At 54.5% G+C, this 22,723-nt stretch carries 21 protein-coding genes; 11 read left to right on the forward strand and 10 right to left on the reverse strand.

Annotation, left to right across the window (positions count from 1 at the left end; genetic code table 11):
* The first annotated feature begins 421 nt into the window (after positions 1 to 421).
* Positions 422 to 1,948 (forward strand): glycoside hydrolase family 10-like protein, encoded by a 1,527-nt coding sequence (locus K3T83_RS19545; RefSeq protein WP_220208259.1) that lies wholly within the window; start codon positions 422 to 424, stop codon positions 1,946 to 1,948.
* A 355-nt stretch (positions 1,949 to 2,303) separates the two neighbouring features.
* Positions 2,304 to 2,687, forward strand: coding sequence for a hypothetical protein (locus K3T83_RS19550; RefSeq protein WP_220204637.1), 384 nt, complete (start codon positions 2,304 to 2,306; stop codon positions 2,685 to 2,687).
* A 66-nt stretch (positions 2,688 to 2,753) separates the two neighbouring features.
* Here K3T83_RS19550 and K3T83_RS19555 read toward each other — a convergent pair whose 3' ends face one another.
* The gene (locus K3T83_RS19555; protein ID WP_220204638.1) at positions 2,754 to 3,173 is read right to left on the reverse strand and encodes a MerR family transcriptional regulator; all 420 of its coding nucleotides are present in this window, start codon (positions 3,171 to 3,173) and stop codon (positions 2,754 to 2,756) included.
* A gap of 60 nt (positions 3,174 to 3,233) precedes the next feature.
* Positions 3,234 to 5,975: a serine/threonine-protein kinase gene (locus K3T83_RS19560; RefSeq protein WP_220204639.1), complete on the reverse strand. Its 2,742-nt coding sequence runs from the start codon at positions 5,973 to 5,975 to the stop codon at positions 3,234 to 3,236.
* A gap of 289 nt (positions 5,976 to 6,264) precedes the next feature.
* Here K3T83_RS19560 and K3T83_RS19565 point away from each other — a divergent pair, with 289 nt between their 5' ends.
* Positions 6,265 to 6,855, forward strand: a complete 591-nt coding sequence (locus K3T83_RS19565; protein WP_220204640.1) for a TetR-like C-terminal domain-containing protein — start codon at positions 6,265 to 6,267, stop codon at positions 6,853 to 6,855.
* Positions 6,856 to 6,932: 77 nt separating this feature from the next.
* Here the strand turns inward: K3T83_RS19565 and K3T83_RS19570 are convergent, their stop codons facing one another.
* Entirely contained in the window at positions 6,933 to 7,190 is a 258-nt protein-coding gene (locus K3T83_RS19570; RefSeq protein ID WP_220204641.1) for a UBP-type zinc finger domain-containing protein, read from the reverse strand.
* Positions 7,191 to 7,492: 302 nt separating this feature from the next.
* Between K3T83_RS19570 and K3T83_RS19575 the strand changes: the two genes are divergently transcribed.
* From K3T83_RS19575 to K3T83_RS19595, 5 genes are all read left to right on the forward strand, one after another.
* The gene (locus K3T83_RS19575; RefSeq protein WP_220204642.1) at positions 7,493 to 8,413 is read left to right on the forward strand and encodes a metal ABC transporter solute-binding protein, Zn/Mn family; all 921 of its coding nucleotides are present in this window, start codon (positions 7,493 to 7,495) and stop codon (positions 8,411 to 8,413) included.
* 32 nt (positions 8,414 to 8,445) lie between these two features.
* Entirely contained in the window at positions 8,446 to 8,586 is a 141-nt protein-coding gene (locus K3T83_RS19580) for a hypothetical protein (RefSeq protein ID WP_220204643.1), read from the forward strand.
* 82 nt (positions 8,587 to 8,668) lie between these two features.
* Entirely contained in the window at positions 8,669 to 9,439 is a 771-nt protein-coding gene (locus tag K3T83_RS19585; protein ID WP_220204644.1) for a metal ABC transporter ATP-binding protein, read from the forward strand.
* A 26-nt stretch (positions 9,440 to 9,465) separates the two neighbouring features.
* Positions 9,466 to 10,380, forward strand: a complete 915-nt coding sequence (locus K3T83_RS19590) for a metal ABC transporter permease (RefSeq protein WP_236064934.1) — start codon at positions 9,466 to 9,468, stop codon at positions 10,378 to 10,380.
* A 12-nt stretch (positions 10,381 to 10,392) separates the two neighbouring features.
* Positions 10,393 to 11,280 (forward strand): metal ABC transporter permease, encoded by an 888-nt coding sequence (locus K3T83_RS19595; protein WP_220204646.1) that lies wholly within the window; start codon positions 10,393 to 10,395, stop codon positions 11,278 to 11,280.
* On the opposite strand, the gene K3T83_RS19600 is transcribed toward K3T83_RS19595, so the two are convergent.
* Together K3T83_RS19600 and K3T83_RS19605 are read right to left on the reverse strand one after the other, a co-directional pair.
* The gene (locus tag K3T83_RS19600; protein ID WP_220204647.1) at positions 11,275 to 12,741 is read right to left on the reverse strand and encodes a sensor histidine kinase; all 1,467 of its coding nucleotides are present in this window, start codon (positions 12,739 to 12,741) and stop codon (positions 11,275 to 11,277) included. The two genes, K3T83_RS19595 and K3T83_RS19600, sit on opposite strands and share 6 nt — an antisense overlap.
* 26 nt (positions 12,742 to 12,767) lie before the next feature.
* Positions 12,768 to 13,442 carry a response regulator transcription factor gene (locus K3T83_RS19605; RefSeq protein WP_220204648.1) on the reverse strand — a complete coding sequence of 225 codons (675 nt, stop codon included), beginning with the start codon at positions 13,440 to 13,442 and terminating at the stop codon, positions 12,768 to 12,770.
* A 251-nt stretch (positions 13,443 to 13,693) separates the two neighbouring features.
* Here K3T83_RS19605 and K3T83_RS19610 point away from each other — a divergent pair, with 251 nt between their 5' ends.
* Genes K3T83_RS19610 through K3T83_RS19620 form a run of 3 tightly spaced genes read left to right on the forward strand, consistent with a single transcriptional unit; the run spans position 13,694 to position 15,691 of the window.
* Positions 13,694 to 14,164 (forward strand): hypothetical protein, encoded by a 471-nt coding sequence (locus K3T83_RS19610; protein WP_220204649.1) that lies wholly within the window; start codon positions 13,694 to 13,696, stop codon positions 14,162 to 14,164.
* Positions 14,112 to 15,110: an FAD:protein FMN transferase gene (locus K3T83_RS19615; RefSeq protein ID WP_220204650.1), complete on the forward strand. Its 999-nt coding sequence runs from the start codon at positions 14,112 to 14,114 to the stop codon at positions 15,108 to 15,110. Before K3T83_RS19610 ends, K3T83_RS19615 begins: the two co-directional genes overlap by 53 nt.
* A complete protein-coding gene (locus tag K3T83_RS19620) occupies positions 15,110 to 15,691 on the forward strand; it encodes a ferric reductase-like transmembrane domain-containing protein (protein WP_220204651.1) in 582 nt (193 codons plus the stop codon). Before K3T83_RS19615 ends, K3T83_RS19620 begins: the two co-directional genes overlap by 1 nt.
* Here the strand turns inward: K3T83_RS19620 and K3T83_RS19625 are convergent.
* The 5 genes from K3T83_RS19625 to K3T83_RS19645 all read right to left on the reverse strand — a co-directional run bounded on the left by K3T83_RS19625 (position 15,688) and on the right by K3T83_RS19645 (position 22,659).
* Positions 15,688 to 16,713: an arabinan endo-1,5-alpha-L-arabinosidase gene (locus K3T83_RS19625; RefSeq protein ID WP_220204652.1), complete on the reverse strand. Its 1,026-nt coding sequence runs from the start codon at positions 16,711 to 16,713 to the stop codon at positions 15,688 to 15,690. The two genes, K3T83_RS19620 and K3T83_RS19625, sit on opposite strands and share 4 nt — an antisense overlap.
* Before the next feature lie 204 nt (positions 16,714 to 16,917).
* The gene (locus K3T83_RS19630; protein WP_220204653.1) at positions 16,918 to 17,160 is read right to left on the reverse strand and encodes a hypothetical protein; all 243 of its coding nucleotides are present in this window, start codon (positions 17,158 to 17,160) and stop codon (positions 16,918 to 16,920) included.
* Positions 17,161 to 17,238: 78 nt separating this feature from the next.
* Positions 17,239 to 19,047, reverse strand: coding sequence for an NB-ARC domain-containing protein (locus tag K3T83_RS19635; RefSeq protein WP_220204654.1), 1,809 nt, complete (start codon positions 19,045 to 19,047; stop codon positions 17,239 to 17,241).
* Complete coding sequence (locus tag K3T83_RS19640; RefSeq protein WP_220204655.1) at positions 19,019 to 20,632, reverse strand: hydantoinase B/oxoprolinase family protein; 1,614 nt, start codon at positions 20,630 to 20,632, stop codon at positions 19,019 to 19,021. The genes K3T83_RS19635 and K3T83_RS19640 overlap by 29 nt, the downstream gene beginning before the upstream one ends.
* A complete protein-coding gene (locus K3T83_RS19645) occupies positions 20,626 to 22,659 on the reverse strand; it encodes a hydantoinase/oxoprolinase family protein (RefSeq protein ID WP_220204656.1) in 2,034 nt (677 codons plus the stop codon). Before K3T83_RS19645 ends, K3T83_RS19640 begins: the two co-directional genes overlap by 7 nt.
* Positions 22,660 to 22,723: the final 64 nt, after the last annotated feature.

The following is a 22,723-nucleotide window of genomic DNA, read 5'->3' on the forward strand; positions in this document are numbered from 1 at the left end:
CTCCTATTGTTTTTCTTGCATTTTTAAACATGGCATAGGGAAAAGGGAGCCACGTCCGTGCTAGAACGAAGGGACCAGATAAGAAAATTCTGGCCCCATTACAATAATCGCATAAACTGTGGTAATTGTATCTAAAAGGGATGACTATGGCACAATTGGTTGTACCCCTTTTCTCTTGTACCATCTTCCTTACTCACCGCACGTCCCGCACAGATTGCTTGTGTGTATATACTGGCAAGTAGAGCAGACCCTTGTCGCGAGGAAGCGATTTGTAAGAAAATAGCACTTGTTATCACGTTCTTTATGACGAAAGGGAAGATTAGCGGTATAGTAGTAAGAAACAATAGGAGGTGCGGACGTGGATGGATTGAAACGATACCCTTTAGCGCAGATCAGTGCGCAACTGGTGTTGCTGCTTGGCATGCTGGGGTTGCAGGCGTGCGGCGTGGACGCCAGAGGGTCCGAACCTGCGGGGTCATCTATTAACTGTCCTCCTGTGCAGAAGACGGATAGTGCAGCACAACGACAATTACGTGCTGCCTGGATCGCCACCGTCACCAATATTGATTGGCCGTCTAAGCCAGGGTTGCCAGTTGCTACGCAGAAGCAAGAGTTTATCAACCTGCTCGATGCGTTGCGACAGATGCATATGAACGCGGCGATTGTTCAGGTCAAGCCAGCGGCGGACGCGTTCTATCCGTCGCACTATGGCCCCTGGTCCCAATATTTGACCGGCACGCAGGGGAAAGATCCCGGCTACAATCCACTGGCGTTTATGATCGAAGAGAGCCATCGTCGCAACCTCGAATTTCACGCCTGGTTTAATCCGTTCCGCGTTAGCTTGCAGGATGATATTCAAAAGCTTGCTCCCAATCATCCAGCGAGACAACATCCTGATTGGGTCGTGAGCTATGGCGGCAAGCTGTATTATAATCCAGGTCTGCCAGAGGTACGCACATTTGTTATCCAGAGCATTCTGGAGGTGGTCAAAAACTACGACATCGATGCGGTCCATCTCGACGACTACTTCTACCCCTATCGCGTCGCCGGGCAGGATTTTCCCGATCAGGCCGCCTATCAGCAATATGGCGCGGCCCACTTCCCCAACAAAGATGATTGGAGACGCGACAATATCAATCGCTTCATGCAAGACCTCGCACAGAGCATCAAACAAGCGAAATCGTATGTGAAGTTGGGGGTCAGTCCCTTTGGCGTCTGGCGCAACAAGAGCGTCGATGCAACTGGCTCCGATACCACCGCAGGCCAGACGGATTACGACGACCTCTTTGCTGATACACGCACCTGGATTCGTCAGGGCTGGCTCGACTACATCGCCCCGCAAATCTACTGGAACTTCGGCTTTCCAGCGGCGGCATATGAGAAACTGGTGCAATGGTGGTCGCAAGAGGTCAGAGGCAAGCGAGTGCAACTCTATATCGGGCAGGCGGCATATAAAATCACAAACTGGTCAGATAGCAACGAGATGCCGAAGCAATTGCAATACAACCTGACGATCCACGAGGTACAGGGGAGCATCTTCTTCAGCCTCAAAGATCTGCTGGCAAATCCGCACAATATTCGAGATCTCCTGAGCAACGATATCTACAAGCAACCGGCGCTGATACCGACGATGCCCTGGCTGGCTGGCAAGGCTCCTCAGAGCGTGGCCCACCTGAGTACACAACAGGCTGGATCAGCAATTGTGCTGCACTGGCAGGATACAACGAACAATAACGCTGCGTATTACGCCATTTATCGCGTCGAAAGCACGCAACAATGCCAGACGATGCTGCTCGATATGACGCGCAAAGCCGGGAACAATAGCACGCAGGAGTTTCGCGATACCACAGCGGTCAAGGGCAAGACATATACCTATTACGTGACGGCGCTGGATCGCCTGCACCACGAAAGCAAGGTCAGTGCTGGGATCAAGATCACAGTGCGTTAGTTCGCCTTTTAAGAAAGTGGCAGGAGAATGTTATCATCTCCTGTCGCTTTTCACCGTACGCCACGCTGCACTATTCCGCCTTTAGACCTCCCGCGCTCACGGGATGCTGATGTGGCAGTCTTCCCCGAGCCAGGCACCTCGTATGGGGGGGTACACAAGGAGAGCAAGAGAGAAGAAGTATTCCTCTTTTCAAGGCGGTAGAATAGGTGCGTGGTATCTTGTCAGCATGCCAGCCATTCCACAAGGATCAAGGAGGTTTTTTGCACATGACAACGACATCCACTATGAACAATCTGGCAGGCAATCATGGCGGAAAAACGCCAGGTGTGCTTCCAGTCAAAGGGCACGAATCATTATGGTGACGATTACTGTTCATGAAGATTGCGGCAATGCGCCGAAGAAATTATTTCTGAAAAATTTTCTCGTTGCGGTCACAAGCCTCGACCGTGCTTTTGTTGCCCGCAACACGACCGACGATATCCGCTGGGACCTCGTTGGCGATCAGTGCATTAGCAGAAAACAGGACGTTCTTACAGCACTTCAACGGTCGAGAAGTGATGAGGTTGTGGAACTGATCATCAATACGATTGTCACGCACGGATACAATGGTGCCGCTAATGGATTGCTGAAGTTCAAAGACGGGAAGACGGTTGCTTTCTGTGATGTCTACCAGTTCCGTGCCTCAACGAACAATGCGCCCATCAAAGCGATCACCACGTATGCGATTGCGCTGGCGTAAAGGTGGGAACAGCATCACCTCCCTTTTTTAATCACCCATTACCCGGAGATGGTATGAAAAGTAATATTAACTAACGGCAGTTTCAGCTGGCACCGTATCGAGGACAGCGCTCTTGTTTTCGTCAACAATCAATCTTTTATAAAGGTCAATCTTGGCTTCGATGACGGTAAGATGCTGCTCAAGTTCCTGCATATGGGTTAGTACTGCTCGCTGATGCTCCTCCAACAGAGCCAGACGTTGCGTCGATGTTGTCGAACCCTGTCTGCGCAAGCGGGTGTACTCTAGCATCTGGCGTATGGGCATTCCGGTAGCACGGAGCCGCATCAGAAACGCGAGCCAGGAGAGATCATCCTCGGTATAGCGACGGTGGCCGCTGCTGGCTCGTCCGACCATATCGAGCAGTCCCACGCGCTCATAATAGCGCAATGTGTGGGCACTCAAGCCTGTGCGCTCGGCCACCTGCTGGATAGTCAATTCTGTATTCATACCAATCATTATATAAGTTAGAGTGCACTCGAAGTCAAGGGAAAATTATCTGTATGGGTTTCAGATTGTGACCTTCCAGACATGAACCGTCGTATCGCTGCCTGTTGATGCAATAGACTTGCCATCGGGCGACCACGCCACAGCATTGACCGGGCTGTTGTGTCCACGATAGATGAAGACCAGTTTGCCGGTCCTGGCTGCCCAGATGCGGACTGTTTTGTCGCTGCTCGCCGATGCGATATACTTCTCATCAGGCGACCATGCGAGCGCATTAATGGCGGAGGTATGCTCCAGATAGGTGAAGATAATGTTTTGCGTTGCCAGTTCCCAGATCTGAACGGACCGATCATCGCTGCCCGAAGCCAGCCATTTTCCAGATGAGGACCAGGAGACCGTGCGAATATCGCTTAAATGTCGATAGGTTGCAATGTTTGTATCGTTTTGTGCAGACCAGATGCGCACCCGTTTCCCGCCGCCTCCCAACGCGATATATTTACCATCCAACGACCACGCGATCGCCAGTACTGGCTGTGAGCCATCAAGATAGCCCGTCGTCACTGTGGCGGTGCTGACCTCTTTCACCCAGGCCAGCCTATGATCGGCCACTGCCAGATATTTCCCGCGTGGAGACCAGCTCACGGCATGCACAGGACTCGATCTGCCATAGTTCTTGAGCATTTTTCCACTGGTTGCATCCCAGATATAAACGTTCTTATCGTCACCTCCTGCCGCGATCTGCGCCCCATCATTCAGCCAGCCAACCGCTCTGATTCCGCTGAACGGACCACGACAGGTTCGCACCATTTTCCCAGTTGCTGCATCCCACATCGGCACGCTATTGCTATTGCCACCAGCAATAATGTATCTCCCATCGGGCGACCACGCTACCGCATTCAGAGAAGAGGCTGCGCCCTGATAGGTTGCCACGGTCTTTCCGGTCGTTGCATCCCAGATCTGGATCGTGCCATCGTTGCCCCCTGAGACGATCCGTGTCCCGTCGGGCGACCATGCTATCGACTGCGAAGGATAGCCGGTGTAGGTCAGCCGCAAACGCGATTTTCCCGATACGCTCTCCCAGAGCGAGACGTTCCCATTGGTATCAAGTGAGGCGAGTTGCTGGCTATCGTGCGACCAGATTAGCGCCTGTACAGCAAGATCCCCATGGGAGGAGAAGATAGTCTTTTTAGAGGTTGCATCCACCACAGCAATAGAGCCATCCTGATACCCGGAAGCCACATTACCGTCGGGGGACCAGCGCACTATCTGGAGCGGATTATTTCTCTTATTGGACATGTGGACTTCGCCCGTATCAACGCGCCAGATATAGAGCGCGCCATCGACGCTGCCAGAGGCGATCAGGGTATCATCGGGGGACCAGGAGAGCGCCAGGACGGTATCCACGTGGCGGGTAAAGATGGCAACGACATTGCCACTCTCGATCTCTTGCACCTGAATCGTCTCGCCGGAGCCAGCAGCGAAATACTTCCCATTATGGGACCAGTCAACGACCATCGCCTCTTGATCGTTGGAAGGCAAGGTACTGTGTCCGTTTGTGGCCCTCCAGATCTGGACCATGCCGTTCTGATCGGCAGAGGCCAGATAATTGCCATCGGGCGGAGACCATGTCACAGCGTTTACACGAGCATTATGCCCATGATAGGTGTACAGCGTCGTCGATTTTGCCGCGTCCCAGATCTGAACCGTGTTGTCATCGCCCCCAGAGGCCAGGCTCTTACCATCGGGGGACCAGGAGAGGGCACGCACAGTTCCGCTGTGGCCGCGATAGATCTGTATCCCCTGCTCAGCATGCAAAGAGTTCCATAGCGCTGCACCTCCCGCAATTGCACCCACCAGAGCCGTCCCGCCCAGCGCTATCATCATCGTGCGCCTGTTCATTAATTGCTGCACGGGTTCCAGCCGCTTCGCAAAAGGGATCGCGCTATGCTTTGCTGGCTGCGTTATGGCATGTAGAGGAGTTGTTCGGGCCAGTTCCAGGAGATAGGCATGTTCCAGGGCATCAGCAAATGCCTGGACGCTCTCATAGCGCTGCTGCGCATCTTTCGCCAGCGCCTTATGCACCACCTTCTCGACTTCATGAGAAACATCTGCATTTTTTGTACTCAGCGGTGGCACTGGACGTGTCTTGTGCTGATTCATGAGATGGAAAAAAGAGCCGCGAAAGGGAGCTTCTCCGCACAACCATTCATAGACGACGATTCCGAGTGCATATTGATCGCTGGCAACGTCGGGATGACCATCTATCTGCTCAGGAGCCATGTAGCGTGGTGTACCCAGCACATCTTTCTTCGCCAGCGGGCCAGTACGCGGCACCACCGTTGCAATGCCAAAGTCGCTCAGTACCACCTCTTGATGCTTACCCAGCAGCATATTTTCGGGCTTGACATCGCGGTGAATCACCTGCTGACCATGAGCATAGTATAAAGCCGAAGCCACCTGTTTGACATAGAGAACCACCAGATCAAGCGGCAAACGGCTGCCTTGCGGGTGTTGCTGGCGTAGTGTGCCACCAGCAATATAATCCATCACCAGAAAGGGAGAGCCTTCTTGCACCGCGAAATCGAGGACGCGTACGATATTGGGATGTACCAGATCAACAAGCGTTTTTGCTTCGGTAAGAAAGTGTTCTGCATCCTGACCAACAAGATGGGCATGAAGCAGTTTGATCGCCGCATGATTGTTCAGATAAATATGCTCGCCCAGATAAACCTCCGCAAACCCTCCCTCGCCTAAGAGACGTAGCAGCCGATAGTTTCCTAGCTGTTCTCCTACACGGTCAACCATACAGAGTCCTTTCTCAGCAATTTTAAGCGGCCTTACTAGAGGCGGAGAATATTACAAAAAAGCTATTGAAAAAGATCTTCTATTTATTCTATAGAATAGAATGCTGTAAAATAGAAAAAGTAACATTTGAGATAAGCGATAATTGAGACAGCTATCAGATTTGTATAGAGAATACCCCAGATTTTACCAATAATGCTCAAGGCTTTTCCCCTTGACGATCTACTGATATTAGATTATAATTTATTAACATTAGAAAAACAAGTAGTTCTGTTAGGTAGTGAGGAGCTTTATGGCACCAAGAGCTGGATTGGACCAGGCGGCGGTTGTGCAGGCGGCGGCGAAGCTGGCTGATGAGGATGGGTGGGAAAATATCTCGCTGGCAACGCTCGCTGCACGATTGGGGGTACGCACGCCAACTCTGTATCATTATGTGGAAGGCTTATCGGGCCTGCGGCGTGAGTTATCGCGCTACGGCCTGCACGAGTTGACAAAGTGGCTGGGCCGAGCTGTCATGGGCAAGGCGGGCGACGATGCGGTTATTGCGCTGGCAAACACGTATCGCGATTTTGCTCATGCTCATCCGGGCCTCTATGCAGCAACAGCGCGGGCCGTTCCCCAGGACGATGAAGAGCTGCTGGCAGCCAGCGAGGAAGCGCTGGACGTTGCGGTACGAGCGCTCAACGCCTATCACCTCTCTCAAGAAGAGGCTTATCATGCAATTCGGATGTTGCGCAGCTTCGTACATGGTTGCGTCACGCTGGAAACTATTGGAGGCTTCGGCATGCCACTGGAAGTTGACGAGACCTTTCGCCGCCTCATATCAATGTTTATTCACTATCTTCATCGCTCTGACACGAAAAGCGAGAGCGACCAATCCTGATAGGTATAAGATCTCACCTGTGCCGTAATCGCGAGGATTATGACACAGGATGAGAATCTTGCATTGCTGTACGCTATCTAGACATAGACCTGATCGATATAACACCAGCGCCAATCTTCGCCAGGCTCAAACGATTGGATAATCGGGTGATGGGTGGCGTGAAAATGTTTGGTGGCATGCTTGTTTTTGGAGGAATCGCAGCAGCCAATATGACCACAAACCAGGCATTCGCGCAGATGTACCCAGCTATCCCCCATTTGCAAACACTCTTCGCAACCTCCAGCGCTCGGCTGAACATCACGAATCTCATCGGTATGGACACATGTTTTCGCCATAGTGTTCCTTTCCTTCTCGTTATTGAACAATTAAAACTGCATCAACAAGCACAACAACGCTATCGTGCTGTTTGTAAGCTATGCCGATCAATTGTACTCGTGTAGTCCAAACATCTCCTTCCCCTCCCTCTATATAATATTACTCAAAATCGATAGCATATGGAAAGGGAATGACTATGTCATTATGTCTAACTCAGCAAGATGACAATCTGGTAATTGATACCTCATCTCATTGACATATGCCAGATCTTCATGTATGCTATTCGTAATAGATATACAGTCTCATTAAGGAGTAATTGTTCATGTCCTTTTCTTTTTCAAGGAAGATTGTTCTCTGGCTCTCATTAGCCGGTATCGCTTTATTTCTTCTCAGTGCATGTGGTGGGAAGGCAACAGGGAGCGTGCCCAATTCTACGTCGCAAACTATTGTAGTGGTCGCTGCCGAAAACTTTTATGGCGATATCGCGCAACAGGTGGGAGGCAGCCATGTTAACGTGCAGAGTATTCTCTCCGATCCCAATGTTGATCCTCACGAATACGAAGCAAACACGAAAAGCGCGCTGGCCGTATCGAAGGCACAACTGGTGATCGAGAATGCTGGCGGTTATGATGGATGGATGGATAAATTGCTCTCCAGCTCGCCCAACAGCAGCCGCGTTGTCATTAAAGCTTTCGACATCGCCAAAGTCAAGCTACCCGATAACGAGCATGTGTGGTACAGTATCGATAACGCGAGCACCATTGCTCAGGCAATTACTGATAGCTTGAAGAAGCTGAACCCGGCCAGCGCGACGGAGTTTGACCGCAATCTGCAAAAGTTCCAGGCGGCGCTTCAGCCGGTGCAGCAGAAAATAGCTGAGATCAAGACGAAACATGCCAATGCGCCCATTGGTTTGACCGAGACCATCTTTTTGTATCAGAGCGGACCGCTGGGCCTCAATGTGCTGACCCCGCCGGAGTTCCAGAAGGCCATCGCTGAGGGGAATGATCCGCCCGCCAACGCTGTTATTACAGCCGAGAACCAGATCACGAAGCGTCAGATCAAAGTGCTTATTTTTAATGAGCAAACCGTCACTCCAATCACAACCAGGCTGGAAAATGACGCGAAGAGCAGCAACATCCCGACCTTGCCAGTGACCGAGACCATGCCATCCAGCAAGACCTACCAGAACTGGATGCTCGATCAGTTGAATGCGCTTGAGCAGGCGCTAGGAAAGTCATAACGATATTGGTGTATCTGGGAGGCTACTCGAATATGGCAGGGGCGACGGCTTGTCCTCGCCCTGGCTCGCAATATCGGCAATGGGGTAAAACAGGCGAGGACAAGCCGTCGCCCCTGCCATATTCGGCCTTACCCACAGAGGAGTTCGTGGATGCACCAGATTATAAATTGTAATGATTTATGGCGGTGATCCCCATGTCGTATTCGCGCGAATACGACATGGGAGGGAATTGGGAAGCAGGAGGCGAAGATTTTTGTGAGTACTGCATCAGTCATAGAGTTAGAACAGATACAGATCCGTTTGGGGGGGCTGACCATTCTGGAAAATGTCTCCCTGGCGATTAATGAGGGAGAGTTTATTGCTGTCCTTGGACCTAACGGAGCCGGGAAAAGCACGCTGCTCAAGCTATTGCTGGGCTTGATACGCCCCTCAGCAGGCACTATCCGCGTGTTGGGGCGTCCACCCAGGCGCGGTAACGATGCCATCGGCTACGCGCCGCAGCATCGTACGTTAGAGGCGGAGCTTGCGCTGCGCGCTCGCGATATCGTCGGATTCGGTCTGGACGGCAATCGCTGGGGACCAGGCTGGCCGAGCCGCAAGCGTAACGCACTGATTGAGCAAGCGCTGGAAGAGGTGGATGCACTGCACTTTGCCAACGCCCCGGTCGGGCAGCTCTCCGGCGGCGAGCAGCAGCGCTTGCTGATTGCCCAGGCTCTTTTGACCAATCCTCGCATTCTGCTGCTTGATGAGCCGCTGGCAAACCTTGATCTCACGCATGAGCGCGAGATTGTGAGCGTCGTTAACCGGATCTGTCGTGCCCGTAACGTCGCGGTCCTGCTGGTGACACACGATGTCAATCCACTGTTGCCAGTGGTAGATCGTGTTATCTACATTGCACATGGTCACAGCAAGATCGGCACGCCGGACGAAGTGATCACCAGCTCCACTCTGACCGAGTTGTACGGCTCTCCGGTCGAAGTCGTTCACGCCCTGGATCGTTTGTTTGTTGTTGGTGCGGATACATAGGCTACAGGCAGGGAACTATGTTTGAGATGGGTTTTGAAATATTACAGGCTCCGTTTATTCAGAACGCGCTGCTGGCGGGGTCATTGATTGCGGTCGCAGCAGCCATTATCGGCTACTTTCTGATCGTGCGCGGCCTGACCTTTACGGGCCATGCGCTGCCCAACATTGGCTTTGCTGGTGCGGCTGGTGCGGTTCTGCTGGGCGTCGATCCCGTTTTTGGCCTGTTTGCCTTTACCATTGCCGCAGGAGTCGGTATTGCGCTGCTGGGCAAAGAGGTGCGAGAGCGCGATATCTCCATTGGTATCCTTATGACCTTTGCCCTCGGTCTGGGACTGCTCTTCCTCTCGCTCTATTCCGGCTATGCACAGCGCGTCTATAGCATCTTATTTGGCACCATCCTCGGCATCAGTCAGGAAGACGTGCTGATTACCGCCCTGATGAGCCTGTTGGTGTTGATCGTCCTGTTTGTTCTCTTTCGTCCTTTGCTCTTTAGCTCGCTCGATCCCGATGTGGCGGAGGCGCGAGGCATACCAGTGCGCTTGCTGGCAGCCCTTTTCCTCGTGCTGGTGGCCGTGACGATTTCGATGGCTATCCAGGTTGTCGGGGCTCTGCTGGTCTTTACTCTACTTATCGGACCTGCCGCCACCGCGATTCGCATCTTTCACCGGCCGCTGTGGGCGATTGTATGCGCCGTTGTGCTGGGACTCTGCTACACCTGGTTGGGAATCGTGCTGGCTGCGCTCCAGGGCGATTGGCCGGTGAGCTTCTTTATCGCTACTATCTCTTTTGCTATCTATCTACCTGTGCGTCTCCTCTCTCCGCTCTGGCTGGGCAATCGCAGCAGAAAGCAGATAGCACGTGCACCAGAGACACCAGCGCAACTTGAGACTGTTACTGCTAACGAGGCCGCAACGACCATGCAGGAAGCGACGCGTTCGTAGGGAGGAGAGATTATGTTCAGTCTGTTTCAATATGAATTTGTCCAGAACGCCTTTCTTGGCGGGACCATTATCGCGATTGTGGCGGCGGTGGTCGGCTATTTTGTGGTGTTGCGTGCCCAGGCGTTTGCTGCCGAGGCGCTGACCGATATTGGCTTTGCTGGTGCGACTGGTGCTGCTATCCTCGGTTTTGGTGCTCTGCTTGGTATGTTGCTTCTGACGTTGCTCTCGGCTCTGGGAATGGGGGCGCTGGGAGAGCGGGTGCGTGGACGCGACATCGAGATTGGCATGGTGTTGTCGTTTGCGCTGGGACTGGGCGTGCTTTTCCTCAGCCTGTACACCCAGAATAGCGCAGCCCATGCAACGGCGGGAATTGGTATTCTGTTTGGCTCGATTCTGAGTATTGGCCGTCAGGACGTGTGGACCGCGCTTGGCTGTAGCTGTGTAATCCTGCTGGTGCTGACGATCCTCTTCCGACCGCTGCTCTTCGCCTCGGTCGATCCCGAAGTGGCACAGGCGCGAGGGGTGCCGGTGCGTCTGCTTTCCGTTGCCTTCCTGATTATCCTGGGCGCAACAGCAGCTCAGGCGGTAATGGTGATCGGCGTGCTACTGGTCTCGGCTCTGCTCATCGCTCCCGCCGCTACCGCTGAGCGACTTACGCATCGTCCCCTGACCGCGCTGCTCCTCTCGGTGGTATTGAGCCTTGCGTTCACCTGGATCGGCTTGATTCTGGCGTTTATGGGAACCGGGCGACATCTACCTGTGGGCTTCTACATTTCCGCGCTTGCCGCCCTCTCCTATTTTAGCGCCGTTCTCATCAGCCGACGCGAACGTACCGTGCGGCGAGAGAAGAAGGTAGGCTGTTGCAGCGAGCGAGAAGAGCGTGTTCCGATGGCATTATAAAACGTTATTGGGCGTCTCCATGGGAGTTGGTTTCTGTATGGAGGTGTTGCGGGCCTGGGGCAAACGGAGCGTGGCAGTTGTTCCCTCCCCTGGAACGCTGGTGAGCGTCAGAGTGCCATTGTGTACTTTTGCAATGCCATGAGCGATGGAGAGTCCCAGCCCGGTCCCGCCAGCTTCACGTGAACGGGCCTTATCCACGCGGTAGAAGCGCTCTCCCAGATGTGGGAGATGCTTAGGGGCAATGCCGACGCCCGTATCGCGCACCTCAACCAGCGCATCGTTATCGCGTATAGCTGTGAGAATCGAGATCGACCCGCCCGATTTGTTATATTTAATGGCGTTATCGATTAATACCAGCACGGCCTGTTCCAGCAGTGAAGAGTCGCCGATCACGCAGGGAGAGTCCTGGCTCTCGATCTTGAGCGTGATCTCTTGCTGCTCGGCAAAGGCTTTGACGCGTTGAACGACGGCTTGTGTCACATGATCGAGATAGACAACCTCGTGTTCGCGATGATGGTCGATATCGCCAGCGTCCAGGCGAGCAAGCGTCAACATACGGTTCGTCAGCGTCGCCATATGGTTAACTTCGGAAACTATATCTTCCAGCAGCATCACATCCTCTTCGGCCAGATGCTTACGTCCCCGCAGCAGCACATCAGCATCGGCATGCAGCAGCGTGAGGGGCGTGCGTAGCTCGTGCGAGGCGTCGGCGATAAAGCGCTGTTGACGTGTAAATGCCTGACGTGTTGGCTCCAGAGCGCGATGGGCCAGGAAAAGCCCACCCAATCCCGCTCCTATCAGGGCCAGCATGCCCAGGATCAATAAGAGCGTCAGCAAAATATGTAGCGTATCTTCCTGCACCGCGACCGATGTTCCCACCTGCAACACAATCTGCTGGGAGCCGCGTACTGTAATAATTTGAGCGCAACGATAAATAGGGCCGATGGACCCGCCGCCATCCACGATATCGTTCACAGCTTGGCCAGTTTGCCATGCCTTTTTTGCCAGTGCATTGGAGAGGAATGCCGTTGATGTTTGCCCGCCGCTGACGCTGCCTATGAGCATACCATTCTGATCGAAGCAGGCAACCATAAGATTGGGGTCAGGCTCCGCTGGCCTCTCCCCATTATAGGGGCTGGGGTCGGGGTCGCGTCTGAAGATAGGCGAACTGGACATAGACGAGCAGGGAGCAATCGGGGCGTACTGCCATTGCCTGGCCCGTTCAAGTGCATGCTCTGTCAAATAATTTTGAGTTGAGCGGAAGAGTACCTGCTCGACCCCCACATAGAGCGCAGCTCCGAACAGCACAAGCGCCACCGCCAGCACGCTGCAATACCAGAGCGTGAGACGCAGCCGCACGCCACGAAACATGCCTGCCCCTGGCTCTCTTGAGCGAGTCGATCTTCTCAATGGCAGCGCTGAATGCAATTTGTGTGTGTGATCTTTGCTGCTCTTGCTCATAAGCTTGCTTCTCCTCAACCAGCGCATCAGCCTTCGATCTTATAGCCTACACTACGTACCGTCTTGATGAGCGAACGAGAGAAGCCCCGGTCGATCTTATCGCGTAAATAGTGTATGTAGATATCCACCACGTTTGAGAGTGCCTCCGAATCATAGCTCCAGACCGCATCGATAATCTGTGTACGCGTGAGTACCTGGCCCGGATGTCGCATCAGATATTCCAGCAAGGCAAATTCTTTCGCCGTCAATTCGATGATATGTCCAGCTCTCTGCGCCTCATGCCGCACTAGATCGAGCTTCAGATCGCCAACGCACAACTGAGTCTCCATTTCCAGCGGTCGATCACGTCTCCGCAATAAGGCGTTGATGCGGGCCAGTAGCTCCTCCATCGCAAATGGTTTGGTCAGGTAGTCGTCGGCACCTGAGTTGAGGCCGCGCACCCGATCCTCAACGGCACCGCGCGCAGTCAGCATCAAGACGGGAGACATCACGCCCTGGTTGCGCATCTGGTGGCAGATCTCAATGCCATCAACATCTGGCAGCATCACATCGAGAATCACCATATCATAGGTGCCGCTGGTGGCAAGCAGCAGCCCCTTCTCGCCATCCAGGGCCAGATCGACCGTGTGGCGCTCTTCCAGCAGGACGCGACGCAACAAAGTGGCCAGACGCCGCTCATCTTCGACAACCAGGATTCGCACAACTTTCCTCTCTGTTTTTCCAAAAGTGCTGACATGCCAAAGGGATGGGCGACAACCGCAAGGGATTGTCGCTACTATACCATCTGTACTTTACTATACCAATATTGGAGCCAGATTGGAAATTGATGATCTCTTGAAGAATATTTGAGAGTTTCCACACATCTTTCTAATGAACCTCCAATACAAGAGTGTTATGGTAGTAACCGTCAGCAGTATGATGAATTTTAACAATAGTGCGGAGGACATCGCGAATGTTTCTTCAAGACGATAGAGAAAATGTATACGACCAGCCATCTATACCATATCAACCCGCGTATCAAGAGACGGCATTCAGGGCCAATCAAGAGCAAGAAGCTGCGACATCATCGGTAGAGCGTGGTGCGCGGATGCCAAAGGAGCGTGCCAGAGCACTCGTCAATGCCTGGAAGCGCTGGATTGTCGTGGCTTCTCTGGCGAGCATGGGTGCGTTTGCTGGCCTGGTTGCCACCCATTTACCGGCATCGGCCACGACGGAGCAGCAGCCCACTAGCACAACGACCACCTCCAACAACAATACGCAGACGACGACTTCAGGTGAGCGCCATCATCATAGACACAATGATGACGATGTTTCCTCATCGAGTGATTCATCGTCTGGCAGCTTTTTCCAGCAGCAGGGAGGTGATCAATTTGGCTCGTCCAGCTCAGGCCAGCAGCCAGTCACTCGCTCCCACTCCTCATAAGGATCTCTTCTTACCTGTTGGTATGCAGCGTCAGGAGTTTCGTGCAATGGGCACCATTATTGAACTGCTATTGCCACAGGGACAGGCAGAGCAAGGAGGCGAGGTGGTGCGTCTGTTGTTTGCCCATTGGGAACAGACGTTGAGCCGCTTTCAAACCAATAGCGAACTCTCGCGGCTCAATCGTGCGTCAGGCCAGTCAACTCGGGTCAGTCGGTTGTTGCTTGACGTGCTGCAAACGGCTCTGGCCGCGGCGCAGGCGACCGAAGGGATGTTTGATCCGACCCTGCTCAACCAACTGGTGCGCATAGGCTATGATCGCAGCTTTGATATTCTCCCGTTGCGCCTGCCCGACGTGTTCTCAGCAGCGATTCCCGGTGGCGGTTGGCGAGCAATCAAGATCCAGCACGATGGCGAGCAATCGTATGTGACGCTACCGGAAGGCGCTGCGCTGGATTTCGGCGGGATCGCGAAAGGCATGGCGGTTGACGCCTCGCTCAAGCGGCTCAAACGGCTTGGCATTCAAACGGCCCTGGTCAATGCGGGTGGTGATCTGGCCGTGCTTGGCCTGCCTACTCATATGGAACACTGGTCGGTTGGCGTTCAGGGGAAAGATGTTACCTGGAATATTCCCTTGCGAAGTGGCGCGCTGGCAACTTCGGGGACGGGCCGCCGTCGCTGGCAGCAAGGCACCCAACAACGACACCACCTGATCGATCCGCGCACGGGAGAATCGGCTCAGAGCGCCCTCTGGTCCGTCTCTGTGGCAGCCGGACGCTGCGAACAGGCCGAAGTCGCGGCGAAAGTGGCTTTTCTACTGGGGCCGGAGGACGGCAAAGCCTTTCTACACAAATATGGACTCGCTGGTCTGTTTCTCTGCGAGGATGGCGGATGGACGACCGCTGGCTCCTGGCCGATAGATCGTATGCAAACAATAGAGGAAAAATAATGCAACTCTGGACATCAATTAGTTGGACGCTGGTACGTGCAAGCGGCCTGACTGCCTACCTGCTGCTCTGCCTCTCGGTCATTACAGGGCTGGCCCTCTCTTCTCACTGGCAATCAGCTGCGAAATGGCCGCGTCTGATCAATAACGAGCTACATAACTTTCTGACGCTGCTCAGCCTGATCTTTACAACCATACATGTACTGACAGCCTGGTTCGATCCCTTCACCCATTTTGGCTGGCAAGAGATCTTCATCCCCTTTGCCACCAGCTACCGGCCCGTCTGGATGGCGCTGGGCATTCTCGGCCTCTACCTGGGATTGGCAGTGGGCATCAGTACATGGTTACGTCCCTACATCGGCTATAGCTGGTGGCGCAAGTTCCATATCGTGACATTCGGGGTCTATCTCCTCGCGCTAACCCATAGCATCTTCACTGGCACCGATAGCCCGGCGTGGTGGGCTGTTGGTTTGTATGCCGGGAGCGCCGCTCTGGTGGGCATACTGCTTGTGATACGATTGAGCGAGAAGAAGACCCGACCAGAGCAGGCGCGGCAACCCGTCGAAGCTATGCAAAGGCGCTAGCTAATGGGACTGCTTAACGTCGGCCAGCCGTTGCTACTCCAATTCACCTGTCGGATATAGATCTTGACGGCTCCATTGGCAGAGGCATCGTACCAGTGATGGATCAGCAGCGTTCTGCTCCCATCCTGGTAGAGCGACTCTCCGCCGGGACCGCGCATATTGCCGGAGCTTTGCAACAGGATCGTATACCCACCCTGATCCATGCGTACACCCGATTCATCCATATACGGGCCGGTAATGCTGCTCGAACGTCCCACAACGGTCTTGTAGGTGCTGTTTGCCCCCTGACAACAATTATCGATGGAGGCAAAAAGATAATAGTAGCTGCCGTGATGGAAGATGTAGGAGGCTTCGATTGCATCAGGCGAGGCCCGTTGTGCAAGCGCGTAGATGGTCGTATCACTTGACGAGGGCTTAAAGGTGCTGGCATCGAGGCGGCGCAACTTCAGACCGCTCCAGAAGGAACCAAAGGCCAGCCAGGGCACATCGTTGCCATCAAAGGACAGGTTGGGATCGATGGCATTGTAGTTATTCGAGGTCGTTGAGCGCAGGACCAGCCCCCGATCAACCCAGTGATAGCGCGAATCAGACGGGTCTAACGTGACATTTGTAGCCAGGCCAATAACCGAGTTATTCGAGCCAAAGGTGGACCCGGCATAGTAGAGGTAATAGATACCATTGACATAATGAATATCGGGTGCCCACAGATCGGTAATCGAGCCAACTGCGCTTGTCACCCAGGATGGGATGCTGCTAAAAACGGTGCCTTTGTCGGTCCAGGTTACAAGATCAGGCGACGTTCTGATCTGAATCCCTCCACCTGTCGAGAAGACATAATACGTGCTACCTTGCTTGATGAGAGTGGGATCATGAGCTGCTAGATCGCCCTGGATATTTGGTGCCAGAGCGTGAGTGCTGGCAGCTCTTGCGCCCGATGGCGAGAGCAGAGCAAGCAGGCTAAAAGCCAGGAGAACTGTACTGCTCAGCAAAACATTGAGAAGTTGAGGGCATGGTCGTTTCATGAGCATCATGCTAATCCTTTCTTATATCATCCTGATATATAACCATTAACCTTGCACCATTGCACAGGTAGCATAGCATGAAAAATGCTCAAAATCAAATAAGATGAGAATGTGTGTTATTGTGGAGACTCAATTCGTAGTGGAGCGATTTATCGCGTTGGGACCGCATCAGAAGCACCTCCACCAACGCGATAAATCGCTCCACTACGAAAGAGATTGCTGGATTCGTTTGGTAAAGTTCATAATTGGTGCATCCGGCAAGTGAAGGGAGAATAGCTCTGAGCGCAGAAGATGTTTGGGCACCCGTAGCGACAAGGGGTGGTGTGGAGGGATTGTGGGGGCCTTGCGCTTGTCGCCCTCCCCTTCATCGCTGCTCGCCACGTTGCCAGAGGGAGAGGACCATTTGGGGGCGAGAGCGACAAGCGCAAGGCCCCCGTAGCCCTCCACACCACCCCTTGTCGCTACGGGTGGGGAGAACCTCTCCTCTCCCCGGAACATTTGCTGGATGCACCAATTATCGGGAAGCTACGAACCTGTTTCATTTAATTGTTTTGAATATACCTCTGCTTGTGCTGTATCGCCTCTTGCCCGAGCTACTTGAGTTAAATAGGTCAGAGCTTCACGGATAAAATGGTCTTCGGAGCGCTCACGAGCGAGCAGCAGCGCCTCGCGGAGATGCACTTCGGCCTGATTATACTCCTCCTGCTTTGAGGCCACATGGCCTAGATGTAATAGCACCGGCAGGACCGTTAGCGTGTCGCCGGACCAGATCGCGAGGTGGTAGGCTCGCTGGAGATGGAGCTTTGCCTGTTCGTAGAGGCCGCGAGCCAGCAGGAACGGCGCAAAGGCCACGACGCCCTGCATAAACCTGGGATGCTGTCCCGCCTCAAACGCATATTTCAAGCCAGCCAGAATGTTGCTGCCCTCTCGCTCTAACAACTCGTAATCGCCTGCATGCTTGTCAAGGTAGGCCACGACATAGGCTACGAGCCGTTCGCTTGCCAGCGTTTCGGTCAGGGAGGTGCTGGCGTAGTCGGCAATGGTCTGATGCAGGGTGTAGCGTCCGGCGCCGCTGCTCTCAAGCAGGCCCGCATCGGACAATTGATCGAGGACTTCCACCGGAGCCTGGGCAACGGCGAGTGCAGCCTCTTCCGAAAAGCTATTGGGTTTGGGAGGGAACACGGAGAGCATGCGCAACACGGCCCGCGCTGGCTCCTCCAATTGCTGATCGCTCACTTCAATCACTGACTGCAACGAGATCGGGGTGCCAGCTTCCAGGCTTGGCGAGCGCTCTACCGGGGATTGGGCTTCGCTTAAATGCAACCGCTGGGGCGCATCGTGCAAACGCTTCAGCGCGGCCCGAACGCGGCGAGGCTGGTTGCTGTGCGCTTGAGTTTGAAGATACTTTCCCATCAACGTCAGGGCCAGGGGCAGTCCTCCCACCGCCTGCACAAGCACCTTCGCAGCCCTTCTATCATGCGCTACTGCTGTCGGAGCCAGTTGTGTTAACAGAGCCAGACCATCATGAATAGGAAGCTCGTGCAGCATATGGGCACTATCGCTTGCCAGGCTCACAGCAATGCCTGGAAAGCGCGTGGTAACTAGCAGCGCGCAATTGGGGCCGCCCACTTTGAAGGGAAGCACTGCCTCTCGGTCCCACGCATCATCAACAACCAGCAGCATGCGCCGCGTCCCGATAGCTTCTCGCAAAGCAACAGCCCGTGTCACCAGTGCGATATCGTTGGACGGCTCAGCTTTTCCTTGATACTCTCCGTCCGCCTGAACAGCTTTTGTCTCTTCATGAGGATAGTGCAACATACGAGTATATTGTAACCAACGGCTGAGCTGCTCTAGAAGATTGGGATGTGGACCCAGGCCAGCCCAGAGGATACCGTCACGAAACGTCTCAAGCACGCGGGGGTGATGCACTACCTCAATCGCCAGCGCCGTTTTGCCCACGCCTGGCAGACCGCTCAACGCCACATTTTTTCCAACACACACCTGTTCCACTAGACGTTGAAGCACGTCCTGACGACCCACTAGATTGCGTCCCTCATTGGGCAGGGGAGGGATTAACGGATCATAGAGCGAGGCCGACAATGGGGGAGAGGGCGTGAATGGCTCATCTTCGCCCTCATCCTCAATAAAACCGAGGTCACTGGCACTTTTGCCAAAAAGTGCGCAGAGTTTTTCGCGATAATGGGGATACGGCGACGAGACGCCACGTTCCCAGCGGCTCACATTGCGTTCCAGGGTGCCGATTTCCTGCGCGACCCTGGACTGGGACCATCCGCGCAGTTCTCGCTCATGTCGGAGTCGTTGATTGGGCTTCATCCTTGCGTCCTTCCACATCCTGGCCCCATCCGCCGCCGCCGGGAGAAGCAATAATCAGGCGATCTCCTGGCTCTGTGCGAAAATGGGCCTTTCCAGCAAGCAATGTCTCCTGTCCCTCGTGTAGCAGACGATTCTCGCCGCACTTGCCCGGCTCTCCTCCATGCAGTCCATAGGGAGGCAAGCGGCGGCGCTCGGTCAACAGTGTGACGGTGGTAGGAACCTCAAAAGTAATCTCGCGAATCAGACCATCACCTCCACGAGCAGCGCCGCGTCCACCGGAGCCATCGCGAAGTTGATAGCGGGTGATCCGCAAAGGATAGGCATACTCGAACGCCTCAATAGGAGTATTCAGAGTATTGCTCATGTGGGTATGCACTCCCGAAAGCCCGTTCAGCCCTGGACGCGCTCCCATGCCGCCACCCATTGTTTCATAGTACGCGAAAGGTTGCTGCGTGCGCGGATCGATGCCACCCGCCGTAATATTGTTCATCGTTCCCTGGCTGGCCGCTGGCACAACGTCGGGCAACGCCTGTGCAAATGCTCCCAGAATAACATCCGTAATGCGTTGTGAAGTCTCCACATTGCCCTGTGCAACGGCGGCAGGTGGGCGCGCATTAACCACCGTTCCACCAGGAGTAATCACCGTGACGGGTGCGAAGGTGCCATGATTCATCGGGGCGTCGTCGGGCATCAAACAGCGAATCACGTAATATGTGGCAGATTTCGCGACCGCCGCCACCGTGTTGACGTTGCCGAGCACCTGCGGACTACTGCCGGTAAAATCGACGGTCACATGATCGTTACGCACGATGACAGCGACGGTCAGAGGGATCGGCGTCTCACTGATGCCGTCATCGTCGAGATAGTCGGTGAACTGGTAGGTGCCATCGGGGATCTGTTCAATCGTGGCCTCTGTGATGCGCCGGGCGTAGGCGATGAGCGCCTCGAAGTGTTCTTCCAGCGTGGGGAGTCCCCAGCGATCAACCATTTCCTGCAAGCGCCGAACAGCCGTGCGATTGGCGGCAACCTGGGCCGTCAGATCTCCGCGCCGTTCGTCCGGCGTACGCACATTACGCAATAGCAGCGAGAGCAGCGCTCGATTGGGCTGACCAGCTTCCCACAGCTTGATCGGTGGAATAATCAGACCTTCCTGATAAATCTCGGTTGCCAGCGGCATCGAACCCGGCGACATGCCCCCGACATCGGAGTGGTGCGCGCGATTGGCTGCGAACCCGATCAACCATTGCTCGTTGTCGATCTCCACAAAGATAGGTGCAATGAGGGTAATATCTGGCAGATGAGTACCACCGAGAAAGGGATCGTTAAGTGCAATGATATCTCCGGGTGCGAAGTGGTCGAACGAGACGAGAGCCGCTGCCACCGAATCGGGCATGGAGCCGAGATGCACCGGGATGTGGGCTGCCTGAGCGATGAGCTGACCGTGAGCATCGAAGAGGGCGCAGGAGAAGTCGCGCCTCTCCTTGATGTTCGGCGAGTAGCTGCTATGCGTCAACACCACACCCATCTCCTCAGCAATCGCAGTCAGAGCGCTACGAAATATTTCCAGGCTGATAGGATTTACCACGAAACAGTCCTTTCTTCTCTCTCTTGCGCCTCAGTCGGTTCAATGATGAGGTTGCTGACAGCATCCACGTGTCCATGCCAGCCAGGAGGAACCACTGTGGTTGTATCATATTGCGTAATAATGGCAGGTCCGGTAAAAGTATAGCCAGGAAACAAGGCTGAGCGTTCGTATACAGGCACTTCATGGGTCGCTGGCTGTTCCGACTCGGCGAATGTTACCTTGCGCCTCATCACTGGCTCAGCACAGGTACCTCTCACCATCTCCTGTTGCTCTAATACGGGCGCGGTGGCGAGACCTCTGGCTTTGAGCCGCACATTCACTACCTGCACGCGCTCGTTGGGATCGCAGTAACCATAACGTCGCTCATGGGCTGCGTGGAAGTCGTTAGCGGCACGCGTCAGATCCCCATCAAATGGGATTGTCAATTCGTACGACTGTCCCTTGTAGCGTAGATCGAGATAGCGCTCGATGACGATCTTTTCGGGCGGAACATCTTCGTGCAACAGATCGGCGCGTCCCTGGCTCTCAAGCTCATCGAGGGCAGAGGCGACCACATTCTGTGCCTCTTCGGTCAGTACCATCACGGTACGCACATAGTCTTTCAGGATATCGGCGATCAACATGCCGAGCGCCGAGAGAACTCCCGGAGTTGCGGGTATCAGCACACGTGGAATGCGCAGAGCCGCCGCCAGTTCGCAGGCGTGCAGCGGACCAGCGCCACCGAAGGCAACCAGCGTAAAATTGCGCGGATCGCCGCCGCGCTCGACCGAGATCACACGGATCGCCGCCTCCATATTGGCATTGACGATACGGATAATGCCCAGCGCCGCCTCTTCAAGCGAAGTGCCAAGTCTGCGCGCAATCTTGCCTATTACATTGGTTGCCTCCTCCATATCCAGGTACATCGCACCGCCCAGGAAGGCATCGGGGATCAGTCGTCCCAACACGACATGCGCATCGGTTACGGTCGCCTCGTCGCCGCCACGTCCATAGGCAGCTGGACCAGGATCGGCCCCCATCGACGCGGGACCAACGCGCAACGCGCCGCCCAGATCGAACCAGGCCATGCTACCACCGCCAGCACCCACCGTATGGATATCGATCATCGGCAATTTTGTAGGGTAGCCGCCGATCTTGCCTTCAGTCGTCTCGGTCATGACACCATCGACCAGCGCCACATCTGTTGAGGTGCCGCCTATATCAAGCGTGATGATCTGCGAAAAATTGGAGGCGCGGGCAACAAACGCTGCTCCCACCACACCTGCCGCCGGGCCGGAGAGCAGGGTTCGCGCCGCCTCGCGCCGGGCCATCATGCTTGATATCGAGCCGCCATTGGATTGCATGATACGCAGAAGGGCGTGTGTCGGTAGCTCTTGCTCAAGTCGTTCCAGATAGCGGTCGATCAACGGTCCAATATAGGCATTTAGCACGACCGTACTGGTGCGTTCATATTCGCGAAATTCGGGCAAAACTTCGCAGGATGCCGAGACGTAGCGCCCGGTTGCGCGAACCGCCTCAGCCACGCGCTGCTCATGGGCGGGATTGACGAAGCTAAAGAGGAGTGAGATCGCCACCGCATCGACATCCTGTTCCTGCAAGGCAGCGAGGGCGTTTTGTAGCGAGGCTTCATCCAGCGGAATCAACACATCGCCGCGCTCATTGAGCCGCTCGACGACTTCCAGGCGGCGCGAACGAGGGACCAGCGGGGGCACTTTTTGGACGCGCAGATCATAGAGTTTGGGGCGTGTTTGCCGACCGATCTCCAGCACGTCACGGAAGCCAGCGGTTGTAATCAACGCAGTACGCACGCCCTTGCGCTCAAGCACCGCATTGGTCGCGACCGTCGAACCGTGTACGAGGACATATAGATCTTGCATGGCATTCAGCTGTCCAAGACCGCTCAAAATGGCTCTCGATGGATCATCCGGGGTTGAGAGTACCTTGAAGACCTTCAGCTTGCCATCCTGCAACAGCACGATATCCGTGAAGGTTCCCCCGGTATCAACGCCAGCCAATAAGTGAGTCATAATCGTATCATCTCCTTCAACAAAACCTGCGCATCTCCTTCATTGTATCTCTTAATTGTGGAGG

Source organism: Reticulibacter mediterranei (genome assembly GCF_016587455.1).